The sequence below is a fragment of the Luteimonas sp. TWI596 genome, from assembly GCF_039674105.1.
Classification (GTDB): domain Bacteria; phylum Pseudomonadota; class Gammaproteobacteria; order Xanthomonadales; family Xanthomonadaceae; genus Luteimonas.
Genome location: NZ_JBDJMU010000004.1, coordinates 103,166 through 117,376, shown reverse-complemented (window position 1 = coordinate 117,376; position 14,211 = coordinate 103,166). Strand labels below are relative to the sequence as shown.

The window sequence follows — 14,211 nt, the reverse complement described above, 5'->3', positions numbered from 1 at the left end:
ACTGCGTGGCCCACGCCCGTCCGGGCGTCGTCCCGTCCCCCCGCGAGCGCAGCCTTGAGCGATTCAGTCCGTCCTCCCGTTCTTCCCGATGTCGCCGGCGACCAGGCCCAGGCGGCGCGTCTGCTCGATTGGGTGGGCATGGCGGAGATCGCGTTGCCGTTGCGCGTCGAGGACGGGGATGGGCAAGCGGTGACCGTGCCGGCGCGTGCCGATATCGGCGTGAATCTGATCGATCCCGATGCACGCGGCATCCACATGTCGCGGCTGTATCTGCACCTGCAGGACGCGTTGGCGCGCGAGACGCTCGGGCGCGATACGCTCGCACGCGTGCTGGCCGATTGCATCGACTCCCAGCGCGGCCTGGCCGATCGTGTGCACCTGACGCTGAAGTACGGCCAGTTGCTGCGCCGTCGTGCCCTGGCCAGCGATCACAGCGGCTGGAAGACCTATCCGATCGAACTCGATGCGGTGCTGGGCCCCGACGGCCTGGCACTCACGCTGACGCTCTCGGTCGAGTACTCCAGCACATGCCCGGCCTCGGCGGCGCTGTCGCGCCAGCTCAACGCGGCCCGGTTCGCTGCTGACTTCGCCGGCAGCGCGCCGAGCTTCGACGCCGTGCACGACTGGCTGGCCTCGCCGCGCGGCCTGGCGGCGACGCCGCATGCCCAGCGCAGCCGCGCGACAGTGCGCCTGCGGCTGTCGCCCGATGTCGATGCGTTGCCGGTCCTGTCGCTGATCGATGCACTCGAACTCGCGCTCGGCACCCCGGTCCAGACCGCGGTCAAGCGCGAGGACGAGCAGGCGTTCGCTGCGCTCAACGCCGAGCATCTGATGTTCTGCGAGGACGCTGCCCGCCGCGTCGCTGCGGTGCTCAGCGCCGATCCGCGCGTGGCACGGTTCGAAGCGACCGTCGCCCATTTCGAAAGCCTGCACGCGCACGACGCGGTGGCACGCGTCAGCGGCTGACTGCCCACCGCCACGATGGAGGAGTCCCTTCGTTTTGCGGCCTGCCGCCGCAACGAAGAGAGGCGGCCGAAGCTGCCCTTTTTCTAGGTGCCGGTCCCAGGCCCGCTCAGAACTGCAGCGAGAGCCGGGCGTTGGCGCCGTGGTCGCGCGTCAATCGGTGCCCCTGGGGCGTGGTGACGTCGGCCTCGGTCACAGAGCGCGGAAGGGGCGGCTTCGACGCGCACCCGGCAACCGTGGGGGCGGCGAGAAGAGTCAGCAAGAGGATGTGGGATGCGGCCATCGTGCGTAGCAGTCTATCCAAGCGCGCGCCTGCGACCATTTACGCGCCGACCCTGACGAACGCGCCGCCGCGCGTGGGGAGGGCGAACGACGTGGGCAACTACCCTCAGCGTTCCAACACCAGTTGGGGATCGATCCGAACATCGAACCGCGCCTCCATGATCACAACGTGCCGACCCTGACGAACGCGCCGCCGCGCGGGGGAGGGCGAACGACGTGGGCAACTACCCTCAGCGTTCCAACACCAGCTGGGGATCGATCCGAACATCGAACCGCGCCTCCATGATCCCAACGCGCCGACCCTGACGAACGCGCCGCCGCGCGTGGGGAGGGAGAGCGACGTGGGCAACTGCCCTCAGCGTTCCAACACCAGCTGGGGATCGATCCGAACATCGAACCGCGCCTCCATGATCACAACATACCGACCCTGACGAACGCGCCGCCGCGCGGGGGGAGGGCGAACGACGTGGGCAACTACCCTCAGCGTTCCAACACCAGTTGGGGATCGATCCGAACGTCGAGCCAATTCATCCCCCAATGCAAATGCGGCCCCGTCGCACGCCCGGTCGCACCGACCGCGCCGATCACCTGGCCCTGTTCGACGCGGTCGCCGACCTTGGCATCGAGCCGCGAGAGATGCAGGAAATTCGAGCTCACGCCATGGCCGTGGTCGAGCAGCAGCGTACCGCCGGTCAGATACAGATCTGGCGCAGCGAACGTCACGATGCCGGCGGCGGGCGCCTTGACCGGCGTGCCGGTCGGTGCGGCGATGTCCATGCCCGAGTGCGGTGAACCGGGTTGCCCGTTGTACGAACGGGCACGCCCGAAGCGCCCGCTGATCCGCCCCTCGACCGGGCGCAGGAAGCGACCGCCGAAGTCGACGCGCGCGTCGTCGCGCGTTCGCGCCTGCGTGACCTGCGCCTGCTCGCGGCGGATGCGTTCGGCGATCGCCGGCGGCGGATTGACGGTGGCCGGCGGCACGCCATTGACGCGTTCGACCGGCCAGTCGCGTGGCGCGATCGCAATCGTCGCGACCTGTTCGCGGCCGTCCGGGTCGACGACCTGCACCTGGACGGGGCCGACCTCGTCGCGGCCGATGCCCAGCGCCACCGTTCCGTAGCCGCTGACGCGCAGCGCGCGGTCGCGATAGCGCACCTGGCTGCCCGCCGGTACCTTGCCCACGACCAGGCTGCCTTGCTGGACGCGCTCGGGAAAGCGCAGCGCATCGGTATCCTGGGCGGCGAGCGGCAGCGCGAACAAGGCGCAGGCCAGCAGCAGTACGAAACGTGTCGGCATCAGCGGGCGCGGTGCAGCGAAAGGGGCGGGCAGGATAGGCGGACGTGCATGAAGCTGCGGTGGCCTGGTCCCCGCGCTCAGCGCGCGAAGGCCAGGCGCTGGCCGGCCGGATCGCCCACCAGTTGCGTGCCGTCCCAGGCCAACTGGCCATTGACCCAGGTCGACGCGATCCTCGAGCGGAACGTCGTGCCCTCGAACGGCGACCAGCCGCATTTGGACAGCACCTGCTCGCGCTGCACGGTGAACGGCGTGTCCTCCACCAGCACCAGGTCGGCGAAATAGCCCTCGCGCAGGAAGCCGCGCTCGGCGACGTCGAACAGCTGCGCCGGTGCGTGCGCGAACTTCTGCACCACGCGGGTGATGTCGAAATGCCCCTCGTGGACGCATTCGAGCGCGGCGACCAGCGCGAACTGCACCAGCGGCAGCCCGCTCGGTGCACGGGTGTAAGGGTTGTGCTTCTCGGCCAACGTGTGCGGCGCATGGTCGGTGGCAAGCACATCGATGACGTCGTCGGCCAGTGCCGCAAGCAGTGCGCTGCGATCGGAGGCGTCCTTGATTGCCGGGTTGCATTTGATCAAATGCCCCAGGCGCGCGTAGTCGGCACGGTCGAAACGCAGGAAATGGATGCAGGTCTCGGCGGTGATGCGCTTGCGCAGACGTCCGTCCACATCCACCGGCGGCCCGGCCTCGAACAGCGCCAGTTCCTCGGCGGTGGAGATGTGCAGCACGTGCAGCCGGGTATCGTGGCGACGTGCCAGCGCCAGCGCCAACCGCGTCGATTTGATGCAGGCCTCGCGCGAACGGATGTCGGGGTGGCACTGCGCCGGGATGTCGTCGCCGTACTTGGCCACATACTCGCGCTGGATCGCATCGATCGTCGGCGTGTCCTCGCAGTGGGTGATGATCGGCACCGGCGTCTCGCGGAAGATGCCGTCGAGGGTGTCGGGATCGTCGACCAGCATGTTGCCGGTCGAGGCCCCCATGAACACCTTGACGCCCGGCGTGGTCAGCGGATCGATCCGTCGTACATGGTCGAGGTTGTCGTTGCTTGCGCCCATATAGAAGCCATAGTTCGCGCGCGCACGACCGGCGGCACGGTCGTACTTGTCCTGCAGCGCGGCCGCATTCAAGGTCGGCGGGCTGGTGTTGGGCATGTCCATGAAGCTGGTCAGGCCGCCGGCGACCGCGGCGCCCGACTCGCTGGCGATGTCGGCCTTGTGCTCCAGGCCCGGCTCGCGGAAGTGCACCTGATCATCGATCATGCCCGGCAACAGCCAGCGCCCGGCGGCGTCGACCACGCGCTCGCCCTCGCGGGCGGGCAGGTCGCCGCCGATCGCGGCGATGCGGCCGTCGGTGCCGATGCGCAGATCGCCCTCGACGATGCGCCCTTCGTTGACCAGGCGGGCGTTGCGGATCAGGGTCTGGGTCATGGCTTGGGGTCCATTTCGGGCATCGGCACCGGATCGTGCCCGCCGGGATGAAGGGGATGGCAGCGCGAGAGCCGGCGCAGCGCCAGCCAGCCGCCGCGCCATGCGCCGAACCGGGCGATGGCGATCATGGCGTACTGCGAGCAACTGGGATGGAAGCGGCAACGCTGGCCGAGCAACGGACTGACGAACCGCTTGTAGCCCTGGAGCAGGGCGATGAGAAGACGCTCGATCACGGCAAGTCGGCAGAGGCGATGAATGCGGCGGCCGGTTCGGTTGCCGCTGCAGGGTTTGCAGGGTATAACAGCCCGCTTCCCCGTCCAAGGGAATGACAAGGATCGCAGCTCGTGGCAGCCAAGAAACCCGTAAAAAAGGCCGTCAAGAAGGCCGTCAAGCCCGCAGCCAAGGCGCCCGCCAAGGCCGCGACGAAGAAGTCTGCCCCCGCCAAGAAGGCCGCGGCCGTCAAGAAGGCAGCCAAGTCTGCGCCCGTGACCAAGAAGGCCGTCGCCAAGAAGGCCGCGGTCAACAAGGCAGTGGCCAAGCCGGCGACCAAGAAAACGCCGGCCGCCAAGACGCCTGCCAAGAAGGCGGCGCCGTCGAAGACGCCCGCCAAGAAGATCGCCAAGGCCGCTCCGGTCAAGAAGACCGTAGCGCCGAAGCCGGCGACGAGCTCGAAGGCCGCCGCTCCGATGGCAGCCGCCAAGTCCGTCGCAAAGAAGGCGGCACCGGCGAAGTCGGTCATCGACAAGCCCGTCGCCAAACCGGAGGCCGCGTCCGCGAAGGCGACGCCGGCACCGGCGAAAACCGCCGCACCCAAGCCGGTGCCGGCTTCCACTCCCACAACACGTCCGCGTCCGGCCGGCAAGGTCGCCGTCGCGGTCGTGGCGCGCCAGCCGGAGCCGGCGCCCAGAACGAAGGTGAAGGTCGTGCAGTACAAGACCGATGAAGAGACAGGTCGTCCCATCCTCCCGGCGGGCTACAAGCCCTCCGCCGACGAGGAGTACATGAGTCCGTTGCAACTCGAGTATTTCCGTCAGCGCCTGCTGCAGTGGCGCGCGGACCTGGTCGAGGAATCCAAGCAGACGATCGAGAACCTCAAGGACGAAGTCCGCGACGTCGGCGACGAGGCGGAACGTGCAACCCGGGAGACCGAGAACTCGCTCGAGCTTCGCACGCGCGATCGCTACCGCAAGCTGATCGGCAAGATCGACAGCACGCTCAAGCGTGTCGACTCGGGCGAATACGGCTACAGCGTGGACTCGGGAGAGGAGATCGGTCTGGACCGTCTCGAGGCGCGCCTCACCGCCGAGCGCACGATCGACGAGCAGGAACGTTGGGAACATCTGCAGAAGCAGATGGGGGATTGACGGTTTTTCCTCGATCACTCCTAAAAAAAGCCGGTCGATTCGACCGGCTTTTTTGTTGCGTGCCCGTCAGGGAATCAGGCAGCAACCAATGCGGCCGCCACCGTAGCGACAACCGGGCTTGCATGGACAGCCGGTTTCGGGGTCTGTGCACCGGCTCCCCGCGGCGCTGGACTGGAACGCCTGGGCGGCCCCGAATCCGAGGGATCCGACGATCGCCAACGCGACCAGCGCACTCTTCATCTTGCCCGTGACCTTCTTCATCTGCCTTCTCCTTGGATGGAACCGACCGAGACGGCATCCAGGCCGCGTATGCCGGTCATAAGGGATGCCACGACGTCCTTGTTCAAAGGCCCGGCATGCGAGAAGACCACGCGTCCATCGTGATCGACCGCGACGAGCAGCGGTACCTGCTGCAGACCAAGCAGCGACACCAGTTTTTCCGATTGCGGAAATACGGGGAAGTCGAACGCGGCGTCTTCCGGGTAGGCCGCCACGTTGCGTCCGCCGCCGATGCCCACGAGCGGAATGGCACGTGGACCGTCGTGCAGCTGACGTGCGATCTCCCGCACCGCCGGTACCGATGCCTTGCAGGCCGGGCAGCCGGTGTCGAAGACATAGATGACCTGGGCCCGCCCCGCGCCGCCCAGCGTCTCGGTGCGCCCGTCGAGGGTCTGCAGGTCGAGGGCCGGCCACCACGCGCCTACCGGCGGTGCCTGTTGTGCGGTCTGGAGGTCGGTCAGCGTCGTCTGCAGCCGCCGGTTCTGGACGCCGAGCACGACGACGAGCGCACAGGCGACGAGCAGGGCGATCGATACCAGAACGGATGCGCGCATGGCCGGGTCCTTGGCGAAGATCCGCGCGATCCCGAGCGCGGACGACGTGCGATGGCAGTCAGGTGTTCGGCGGAGTATTCCGGGGATCGCGCAGGGCGACTCGGAAGCCCGTCACAGTTCTGCGTTCACTGCAGCTCGCGCAGGTCCAGGCGGCGCAGGCGCGGCGCCTTCCAGGCCGTCGTCGCGACCACGCCCATCGTCATGAAGCCGCCGAGCACGACGGCCGGCACCAGGCCGAGCAGGCGCGCCATCGAGCCCATGTAGAACGCGCCGATCTCGTTGGATGAGCCGACGAACAGGCCGTTGATCGACGACACCCGGCCGCGCATGTGGTCGGGCGTCGCCAACTGCATGATCGTCGAGCGCATGACCACCGACACGCCGTCGCACATGCCCGACAGCAGCAGGAAGAACGCCGACAGCCAGAACGCGGTCGACAGGCCGAAGCCGATCATGCACAGGCCGAAGCCGCCGACGGCCAGCAACAGGAAGCGGCCGGCATTGCGTTGGACGGGATGGCGGGCCAGCCAGATGCCCATCGCCACCGAGCCCAGCGCCGGCGCGCCGCGCAGGATGCCCAGGCCCTCCGGGCCCCAATGCAGGATGTCGTGGATGAAGGCCGGCGCCAGCGAGATCGCACCGCCGAACAGCACCGCGAACATGTCCAGGGCCAGCGCGCCGAGCAGAATCTGGTGGCCGAACACGAAGCGCGCACCCTCGGCGATACTGGCGAAGATCGGCGCGCGTTGCAGCATGCGCGGGGGCTCGGTGACGCGCATCCGCGCCAGGAACACGATCACCCCCAGCGCCAGCACCGAGGCCAGGGCATAGGCGCTGGCTTCACCGGCCCAGCCGACGACGAATCCGCCGATGGCCGGCCCCACGACCACCGCACTCTGGAAGGCGATGCTGCCCAGGCTGGCGCCACGCGCGAACTGGTCGCGCGGCAGCACGCGCGCAAACAGCGCGTTGTAGACCGGCCCCAGGAAGGCGCGCACCATGCCGGTCAGCATGATCGGCAGGTAGATCAGCCAGACGTTGCCGCCCAGCCCATCGAGCGACAGCAGCCCGAGCAGCACCGGCGTGATCGCCAGGCCCGCAGCGGCCGCCATGCCCAGCTTGCGCCGGGGCAGGTGGTCGACGAGGTAACCGGCGAACGGCGCCACGCAGAAGTAGGGCAGCACTTCGGCCAGCCCCACCAGCCCGAGCATCCACGGGTTCTGGGTCGCGGCATAGATCTGCCAGCCGACGGTGACCGCGACGATCTGGTAGGACAGGATCGTCAGGATGCGATAGCCCAGCAACGCACGGAAGCCGGGATTGCGCAGCGGTGCGGCCCGGCTGTCGGCGGGCGACTTGTCGTCCGACGCGCTCACGCCAGTGCGGACTGGGCGCGATCGCGGATGAAGGCGAGCAGGGCGGCCAGGCCGTTGCTGCGGGTGGGCGAGAGGTGCTTGGCCAGGCCGATGTCGGCGATGTAACTGGCGTCGGTGTCCACGATGTCGCGTGCGCTGCGGCCCGAATACACACGCAAGGCCAGGTAGATCAGCCCCGAGACGATCGCCGAGTCGCTGGCCGCGGCGAAGTCCAGACGATCCGCATCGCCCGACGCCACGATCCAGACCATCGACTGGCAGCCAAGCAGGCGGTTGGTCTCGGTCTTGTCGCTGTCGGGGAGCGGCGGCAACTTGCGGCCGAGGTCGATCAGGTACTGGTAGCGTTCCGACCAATCGCTGAAGAAGGCGAATTCGTCGGCAATGGCGCGTTGCGCCTGTTCGGGCGAGGCTTCGAGCGGGAAGGGCGAATCGGTCACGAGCGGGGCAGTCGGGAAACGGGCGGCGCGCTGGGCGGGCCAGAACGCAATAGTGTGAAGCAAAAGCGCGCGAAGGGGATGTGGCGGCCTTCTCGCCGCCATCATCGCGGTCGGCTAGGCTTGCCGGCGACGCGCGAGGAGGAGCGCATGGCGAACGCGATCGTCTGGTTCCGCAACGATCTTCGGCTCGACGACAACCCTGCGCTGCATGCCGCACTCCAGGCCGGCCTGGCGCCGGTGTGTGTCTATATCCACGCCCCCGACGAGGAGGGCGATTGGGCGCCGGGTGCGGCCTCCAACGCCTGGCGCCATCGCGCCCTGGCCGCGCTCGATCAGGCGCTGCGCCGCCATGGTGCGCGCCTGCGGCTGTTTCACGGCCCGACGTTGCCGACCCTGCGCACGCTGGTGGAGACCTGCGACGCAGAGGCGGTGTTCTGGAACCGCCGCTATGAGCCGGCGATCGAACAACGCGACACTCGGATCAAGCGGACGCTGCGCGACGACGGCGTGCGTGCCGAGAGCCACGACGGCGCGCTGCTGTTCGAACCGTGGGCATTGCAGACCGGACAAGGCGGCCCATACAAGGTGTTCACGCCGTTCTGGCGCAAGGCCCTGTCGAGCTGGCAGGCGCGCGCGACCTGGTCGCCGCCGCCGTTGCTGCCGGCGGTCGAGAGCGGGCCAAACGGGGTCGCGCTCGCCGATCTCAAGCTCGCGCCCGCACCCGACTGGTCGGCCGGCTTCTGGTCGACGTGGACGCCGGGCGAGGACGGCGCACGGGAAGCGTTGGAGGTCTTCGTCGACGGTGCCCTGCGCGACTACGCCAGTGGCCGCGACCGTCCCGACCAGATCGGCACCTCGCGCTTGTCGCCGCATCTGCATGCCGGCGAGATCGCGCCGTGGCGGATCGTCGCTGCGCTCGAGGCGGAGCGGCGCGCCGCCACCGCGCCGCAGATCGACGCCTACATCCGGCAGCTCGGCTGGCGCGAGTTCGCTCATCACCTGATGCACCACTTCCCCGACAGCATCGATCGCGATCTCAACCCGCGCTTCGCGCGCTTCCGTTGGGCGCGGCCCGATGCCGGACGCCTCGAGGCCTGGCAGCAGGGCCGGACCGGCGTGCCGATCGTCGATGCCGGCATGCGCGAGCTCTGGCACACCGGCTGGATGCACAACCGCGTGCGGCTGATCGTGGGTAGTTGGCTGTGCAAGCACATGCGCGTCCATTGGCGCGAAGGCGCACGCTGGTTCTGGGACACGCTGGTGGACGCGGACCTGGCCAACAACACGCTCGGCTGGCAATGGATCGGCGGCACCGGCGCCGATGCCTCGCCGTACTTTCGGATCTTCAATCCGGTCTCGCAGGCACAGCGCTTCGACCCGGACGGCCGCTACATCCGGCGTTGGCTGCCCGAACTGGCCGACGTCCCGGTGCCCTTGCTGTTCGCGCCCTGGACCGAGCCCGACCGCCTGGCGGCCATCGCACCCCGCTATCCGCGCAAGCCGATGGTGGACCTGGACGCAGGGCGGGAAGCGGCGCTTGCTGCCTATCGCGCGTCGCGTTGAGCGTCTGGCCGGGTGGCATTCTTTCTGTGTGGCGTGAAACGCGCGAAACTGAACAGGCCTTGGCCGCAGCGGCAGCCGTCACCCTATTTGCATCAGCCAACGGGTAATTTCGCTCCCGCCCACTTCATCCGCGGACATTCGCGTCCGGACCCAAGGAGATCCAAGACATGCGCAAACTGAGCACCGCAGGCCTGACCACCGCCATCGCCGGCGTCCTGTTGTTGAGCAGCTGCGCCAGCTACACCGGCCAGACCAACGCGCCCGACGATCCGAACCGCACCCGCAACAACGCCCTGATCGGCGCCGGCATCGGCGCAGTCGCTGGCCTGCTCAGCGGCTCGGACGCGACCGAGCGCCGCCAGCGCGCGCTGGTGGGTGCCGGTGTCGGCGGCCTCGCCGGTGGCGCGATCGGTGCCTACCAGGACCGTCAAGAAGCCGAACTGCGTCGCCAGACCCAGGGCACGGGCATCCAGGTCGACCGCGAAGGCGACGTCATCAAGCTCAACCTGCCCGACGGCGTGACCTTCGACTTCGGCAAGGCCGACCTCAAGGCCCAGTTCTACCCCGCGCTCAACAACGTCGCACGCACGCTGGCCGAGTACGACAAGACCATCGTCGAGATCTCCGGCCACACCGACAGCGTCGGCAGCGATGCAGTCAATCAGCGGCTTTCGGAGCAGCGCGCCAACGCGGTCGGCAACTACCTGATCGGCCAGGGCCTGCTGCGCCAGCGCTTCGAGATCGTCGGTTTCGGCAAGACCCGTCCGATCGCCGACAACAGCACCGAGCAGGGCCGGGCAGCCAACCGCCGCGTCGAGGTCCGCGTGGTGCCGCTACAGGGCTGATCGCACGCGATCTTGGCCACAAAAAAGCCCCGGCATGCCGGGGCTTTTTTTCGTCGTCGATCCGCATGCTGACCGGGGCAATCGGCATTCGCCCTGCAGCCGCGGCCTCGCGATCGGAGGCCGCGCCGCATGCCGTGGCGCGTTACAGCGCCTCGATCACGCCGGCCGCGCCCATGCCGGTGCCGATGCACATCGTCACCAGACCGTAGCGCTTCTTGCGGCGACGCATGCCGTGCACGATCGTCGCGGTGCGGATCGCGCCCGTCGCGCCCAGCGGATGGCCCAGTGCGATCGCGCCGCCCAGCGGATTGACCTTGTCCGGGTCCAGCTTGCTGTCGCGGATCACCGCCAGCGCCTGCGCGGCGAATGCCTCGTTGAGCTCGATCCAGTCGATGTCGTCGAGCGTCAGCCCGGCCTGTGCCAGTGCCTTGGGAATCGCCGCGATCGGCCCGATGCCCATGACCTCGGGCCGCACGCCGGCGACCGCGAAGCTGACGAAGCGGGCCAGCGGCTTGAGGCCGTGCTCGTTCACCGCGCGCTCGGACGCGAGCAGGATGCCGGCCGCACCATCGCTCATCTGCGAGCTGTTGCCGGCGGTCACCGAACCGCCGAACTGGCCGTTGCGGAACACCGGCTTGAGTTTGGCGAGCCCTTCGATCGACGAATCCGGACGCGGCCCCTCGTCGGTGTCCACCAGCCGCTTCTTCAGCTGCACGGTGTGGCCGGCCAGATCGGGCTGATGGGAGAGGATCTCGTAGGGGCTGATCTCATCCTTGAACTCGCAGGCCTGGATTGCGGCGATCGCCTTCTGGTGCGAGGCCAGCGCGAACGCGTCCTGATCCTCGCGAGAGACCTTCCATTCCTCGGCGACCTTCTCGGCGGTGATGCCCATGCCATAGGCGATCGCGACATGGTCGTCCTTGAACACGCTGGGCGACAGCGCGACCTTGTTGCCCATCATCGGCACCATGCTCATGCTCTCAGTGCCGCCGGCGAGCATCAGGTCGGCGTTGCCCAGCCGGATCTCGTTGGCGGCCAGCGCCACGGCCTGCAGGCCCGAGGAGCAGAAGCGGTTGACGGTCTGTGCGGCGACCGTGTCGGGCAGGCCGGCCAGCAGCACGCCGATGCGCGCCACGTTCATGCCTTGCTCGCCCTCGGGCATCGCGCAGCCGATGATCGCATCGTCGATGCGGCCCGGATCGATGCCCGGCGCCTGCGCGACGACGGCCTTGAGCACGTGGGCGAGCATGTCATCGGGGCGGGTGTTGCGGAACACGCCCTTGGGCGCCTTGCCCACCGGGGTGCGGGTGGCAGCGACGATGTAGGCGTCCTGGATCTGCTTGGTCATTGGAAACTCCGGAATGCGATGTCGAGGTTCGGGACGGGGAGACGGCGCGGCCCGACGTGCGGGCCGCGCGCGAACCTCAGTTCCTGAGCGGCTTGCCCGTCTTGAGCATGTGCGCGATGCGGGCCTGGGTGTTCTCCTGCTGCGCCAGCTCGACGAAGTGCTGGCGCTCCAGGCGGATCAGCCAGTCCTCGTCGACCAGCGCATTGCGATCGACATCGCCGCCGCACAGCACGGTCGCGATGCGCTCGGCGATCTCGTAGTCGTACGGGCTCACGAAGCGACCTTCGAGCATGTTGACCAGCAGCATCTTGAAGGTCGCGATGCCGACATCGCCGGCGACACGGATCGCGCGCGCGGGCAGGGGCGGGCGGTAACCCGACTCGGCCAATGCGGCCGCCTGCTGGCGGGCGATGTGCAGCAGCTCGTAGGCATTGAACGTCACCACGTCGTCGGCGCGCAGCAGCCCCAGTTCCTTGGCGTGGACGGCCGAGGTCGAGACCTTGGCCATCGCGACGGTCTCGAAGGTCTTCTTGAGCTCGGCGAACACATCGCCCCCCGGGCCGGCGGCGTTCGACGCGCGCACCGCCAGCTCCTTGAGGCCACCGCCGGCCGGCAGCAGACCGACGCCGGCCTCGACCAGGCCGATGTAGCTCTCCAGGTGCGCGACCGTGCGGGCGCTGTGCATCTGGAACTCGCAGCCGCCGCCCAGCGCCAGGCCGCGTACCGCCGAGACCACCGGCACCAGCGAGTACTTGATGCGCTGGCTGGTTGCCTGGAAATTGGCGACCATCGCCTCGAACGCGTCGACCTTGCCGGCCTGCAGCAGGCCCAGCGCGCCGGCGAGGTCGGCACCGGCGGAGAACGGCTCCTTGGGTTGCCAGATCACCAGGCCCTTGAAGTCCTGCTCGGCGATGCCGATCGCCTCCTGGATGCCGTCGAGCACCTGGTCGGAGACGGTGTGCATCTTGGTCTTGAAGCTGATCACGCCGATGTCGTCGCCATCGCTCCACAGCCGGATGCCGTCGTTCTCGAAGCGGGTCTCGCCCTGGTCGAAGCGCTCGCCGAGCAGCGGGTCGGGGAAGCGCTGGCGGCGGTAGACCGGCAGCGAGGAGCGCGGCAGCTTGGCGTTCTGGGACGGGCTGTAGCTGCCCTCGGCCGCGTGCACGCCCTCGCGGCCGTCGAACACCCAGTCGGGCAGCGGCGCGCTGCTCATGGTCTTGCCGGCGACGATGTCCTCGGCGATCCAGTCGGCGACCTGCTTCCAGCCCGCCGCCTGCCACAGCTCGAACGGCCCCTGCTGCCAGCCGTAGCCCCAGCGGATCGCCAGATCCACATCGCGCGCGGTCTGGGCGATGTCTTCCAAGTGCACGGCGCTGTAATGAAACAGGTCGCGCAGGATCGCCCAGACGAACTGCGCCTGCGGGTGCTCACTGCCGCGCAGCTTGGCCATGCGCTCGGCCGGGTCGCGGGTCTTGAGAATCTCCACGACCTCGTCGGCGGCCTTGCGATCGGCCAGGCGATAGTCCTGCGCCGCAAGGTCGAGGACCGTGATGTCCTTGCCGGCCTTGCGGAAGATGCCGGCCCCGGCCTTCTGGCCGAGCGCGCCCTTGTCGATCAGCGCTGACAGCCACTTGGGCGTGGCGAAGTAGTCGTGCCACGGATCGTCGGGCAGGGTATCGGCCATCGTCTTGATGACGTGGGCCATGGTGTCGAGCCCGACCACGTCGGAGGTGCGGTAGGTCGCCGACTTGGGCCGGCCGAGCAGGGGACCGGTCAGCGCGTCGACCTCGTCGAAGCCCAGCCCGGATTCCTGGGTGTGGTGGATCGTCGACAGGATCGAGAACACGCCGATCCGGTTGCCGATGAAGTTGGGGGTGTCCTTGGCGTAGACCACGCCCTTGCCGAGCTGGGTGGTCAGGAAGGTTTCCAGCCCCTCGAGCACCGCCTTGTCGGTGGTCTTGGCCGGGATCAGCTCGGCCAGATGCATGTAGCGGGGGGGATTGAAGAAATGGACGCCGCAGAAACGATGGCGAAGTTCTTCTGGAAGAACTTCCGCCAACTTATTGATTCCGAGGCCAGATGTATTACTGGCGAGCACGGTGTGTGCCGGCACGTGCGGGGCGATCTTGCGGTACAGGTCCTGCTTCCAGTCCATCCGCTCGGCGATCGCCTCGATGATCAGGTCGCAGCTCTCGAGCAGCGCCAGGCCGGTGTCGTAATTGGCCGGCACGATGGCCTCGGCCAGCGCGCGCGAGGCCAGCGGGGCAGGGCTGAGCTTGCCCAGGTTCGCCAGTGCCTTGCGGACGATGCCGTCCGGGTCGCCGTCCTTGGCCGGCAGGTCGAACAGCACCGTGTCGATGCCGGCATTGGTCAAGTGGGCGGCGATCTGCGCCCCCATGACCCCGGCGCCCAGGACCGCGGCGCGACGTACAAGCAATTTCTCGGACATTTGCTCCATCCCTTTGTTCGATAAG

13 protein-coding genes are annotated in these 14,211 nt (G+C 68.4%); 4 read left to right on the top strand and 9 right to left on the bottom strand.

Annotation, left to right across the window (positions count from 1 at the left end):
* The first annotated feature begins 54 nt into the window (after nt 1–54).
* Nucleotides 55–966, top strand: coding sequence for a GTP cyclohydrolase FolE2 (folE2, locus tag ABE487_RS04470; RefSeq protein WP_346444137.1), 912 nt, complete (start codon nt 55–57; stop codon nt 964–966).
* 759 nt (nt 967–1,725) lie between these two features.
* On the opposite strand, the gene ABE487_RS04465 is transcribed toward folE2, so the two are convergent.
* The 3 genes from ABE487_RS04465 to yidD form a co-directional block, all read right to left on the bottom strand.
* Nucleotides 1,726–2,541 carry a M23 family metallopeptidase gene (locus tag ABE487_RS04465; protein ID WP_346451357.1) on the bottom strand — a complete coding sequence of 272 codons (816 nt, stop codon included), beginning with the start codon at nt 2,539–2,541 and terminating at the stop codon, nt 1,726–1,728.
* A 77-nt stretch (nt 2,542–2,618) separates the two neighbouring features.
* Complete coding sequence (locus ABE487_RS04460; protein ID WP_346451358.1) at nt 2,619–3,971, bottom strand: dihydroorotase; 1,353 nt, start codon at nt 3,969–3,971, stop codon at nt 2,619–2,621.
* On the bottom strand, nt 3,968–4,204 hold the full coding sequence (yidD, locus tag ABE487_RS04455) for a membrane protein insertion efficiency factor YidD (protein ID WP_183427079.1): 237 nt from the start codon (nt 4,202–4,204) through the stop codon (nt 3,968–3,970). The genes ABE487_RS04460 and yidD overlap by 4 nt, the downstream gene beginning before the upstream one ends.
* Nucleotides 4,205–4,315: 111 nt before the next feature.
* On the opposite strand from yidD, the gene dksA reads away from it, so the two are divergent.
* Entirely contained in the window at nt 4,316–5,335 is a 1,020-nt protein-coding gene (gene dksA / locus ABE487_RS04450) for an RNA polymerase-binding protein DksA (RefSeq protein ID WP_346444141.1), read from the top strand.
* Nucleotides 5,336–5,401: 66 nt separating this feature from the next.
* On the opposite strand, the gene ABE487_RS04445 is transcribed toward dksA, so the two are convergent.
* The 4 genes from ABE487_RS04445 to ABE487_RS04430 all read right to left on the bottom strand — a co-directional run bounded on the left by ABE487_RS04445 (nt 5,402) and on the right by ABE487_RS04430 (nt 7,981).
* A complete protein-coding gene (locus ABE487_RS04445) occupies nt 5,402–5,596 on the bottom strand; it encodes a hypothetical protein (RefSeq protein WP_346449223.1) in 195 nt (64 codons plus the stop codon).
* On the bottom strand, nt 5,593–6,168 hold the full coding sequence (locus ABE487_RS04440) for a TlpA disulfide reductase family protein (RefSeq protein ID WP_346449221.1): 576 nt from the start codon (nt 6,166–6,168) through the stop codon (nt 5,593–5,595). Before ABE487_RS04440 ends, ABE487_RS04445 begins: the two co-directional genes overlap by 4 nt.
* A 125-nt stretch (nt 6,169–6,293) precedes the next feature.
* Complete coding sequence (locus tag ABE487_RS04435) at nt 6,294–7,544, bottom strand: MFS transporter (RefSeq protein ID WP_346451359.1); 1,251 nt, start codon at nt 7,542–7,544, stop codon at nt 6,294–6,296.
* The gene (locus tag ABE487_RS04430; protein ID WP_346444144.1) at nt 7,541–7,981 is read right to left on the bottom strand and encodes a SufE family protein; all 441 of its coding nucleotides are present in this window, start codon (nt 7,979–7,981) and stop codon (nt 7,541–7,543) included. Before ABE487_RS04430 ends, ABE487_RS04435 begins: the two co-directional genes overlap by 4 nt.
* 147 nt (nt 7,982–8,128) lie before the next feature.
* Between ABE487_RS04430 and ABE487_RS04425 the strand changes: the two genes are divergently transcribed.
* Together ABE487_RS04425 and ABE487_RS04420 are read left to right on the top strand one after the other, a co-directional pair.
* The gene (locus ABE487_RS04425; RefSeq protein ID WP_346451360.1) at nt 8,129–9,544 is read left to right on the top strand and encodes a deoxyribodipyrimidine photo-lyase; all 1,416 of its coding nucleotides are present in this window, start codon (nt 8,129–8,131) and stop codon (nt 9,542–9,544) included.
* Nucleotides 9,545–9,711: 167 nt separating this feature from the next.
* On the top strand, nt 9,712–10,389 hold the full coding sequence (locus ABE487_RS04420; RefSeq protein WP_346444146.1) for an OmpA family protein: 678 nt from the start codon (nt 9,712–9,714) through the stop codon (nt 10,387–10,389).
* A 142-nt stretch (nt 10,390–10,531) separates the two neighbouring features.
* Here ABE487_RS04420 and ABE487_RS04415 read toward each other — a convergent pair whose 3' ends face one another.
* On the bottom strand, nt 10,532–11,737 hold the full coding sequence (locus ABE487_RS04415) for an acetyl-CoA C-acyltransferase (RefSeq protein WP_346451362.1): 1,206 nt from the start codon (nt 11,735–11,737) through the stop codon (nt 10,532–10,534).
* A gap of 76 nt (nt 11,738–11,813) precedes the next feature.
* The gene (locus ABE487_RS04410) at nt 11,814–14,186 is read right to left on the bottom strand and encodes a 3-hydroxyacyl-CoA dehydrogenase/enoyl-CoA hydratase family protein (protein ID WP_346444149.1); all 2,373 of its coding nucleotides are present in this window, start codon (nt 14,184–14,186) and stop codon (nt 11,814–11,816) included.
* Nucleotides 14,187–14,211 lie beyond the last annotated feature (25 nt).

What these genes read in the sequence shown, in the direction of transcription:
- ABE487_RS04425 (WP_346451360.1), top strand. Translation starts at nt 8,129, where the DNA reads ATGGCGAACGCGATCGTCTGGTTCCGCAACGATCTTCGGCTCGACGAC.
- ABE487_RS04415 (WP_346451362.1), bottom strand. Translation starts at nt 11,737, where the DNA reads ATGACCAAGCAGATCCAGGACGCCTACATCGTCGCTGCCACCCGCACC.
- ABE487_RS04465 (WP_346451357.1), bottom strand. Translation starts at nt 2,541, where the DNA reads ATGCCGACACGTTTCGTACTGCTGCTGGCCTGCGCCTTGTTCGCGCTG.
- ABE487_RS04445 (WP_346449223.1), bottom strand. Translation starts at nt 5,596, where the DNA reads ATGAAGAAGGTCACGGGCAAGATGAAGAGTGCGCTGGTCGCGTTGGCG.
- ABE487_RS04440 (WP_346449221.1), bottom strand. Translation starts at nt 6,168, where the DNA reads ATGCGCGCATCCGTTCTGGTATCGATCGCCCTGCTCGTCGCCTGTGCG.
- ABE487_RS04460 (WP_346451358.1), bottom strand. Translation starts at nt 3,971, where the DNA reads ATGACCCAGACCCTGATCCGCAACGCCCGCCTGGTCAACGAAGGGCGC.
- ABE487_RS04420 (WP_346444146.1), top strand. Translation starts at nt 9,712, where the DNA reads ATGCGCAAACTGAGCACCGCAGGCCTGACCACCGCCATCGCCGGCGTC.
- ABE487_RS04410 (WP_346444149.1), bottom strand. Translation starts at nt 14,186, where the DNA reads ATGTCCGAGAAATTGCTTGTACGTCGCGCCGCGGTCCTGGGCGCCGGG.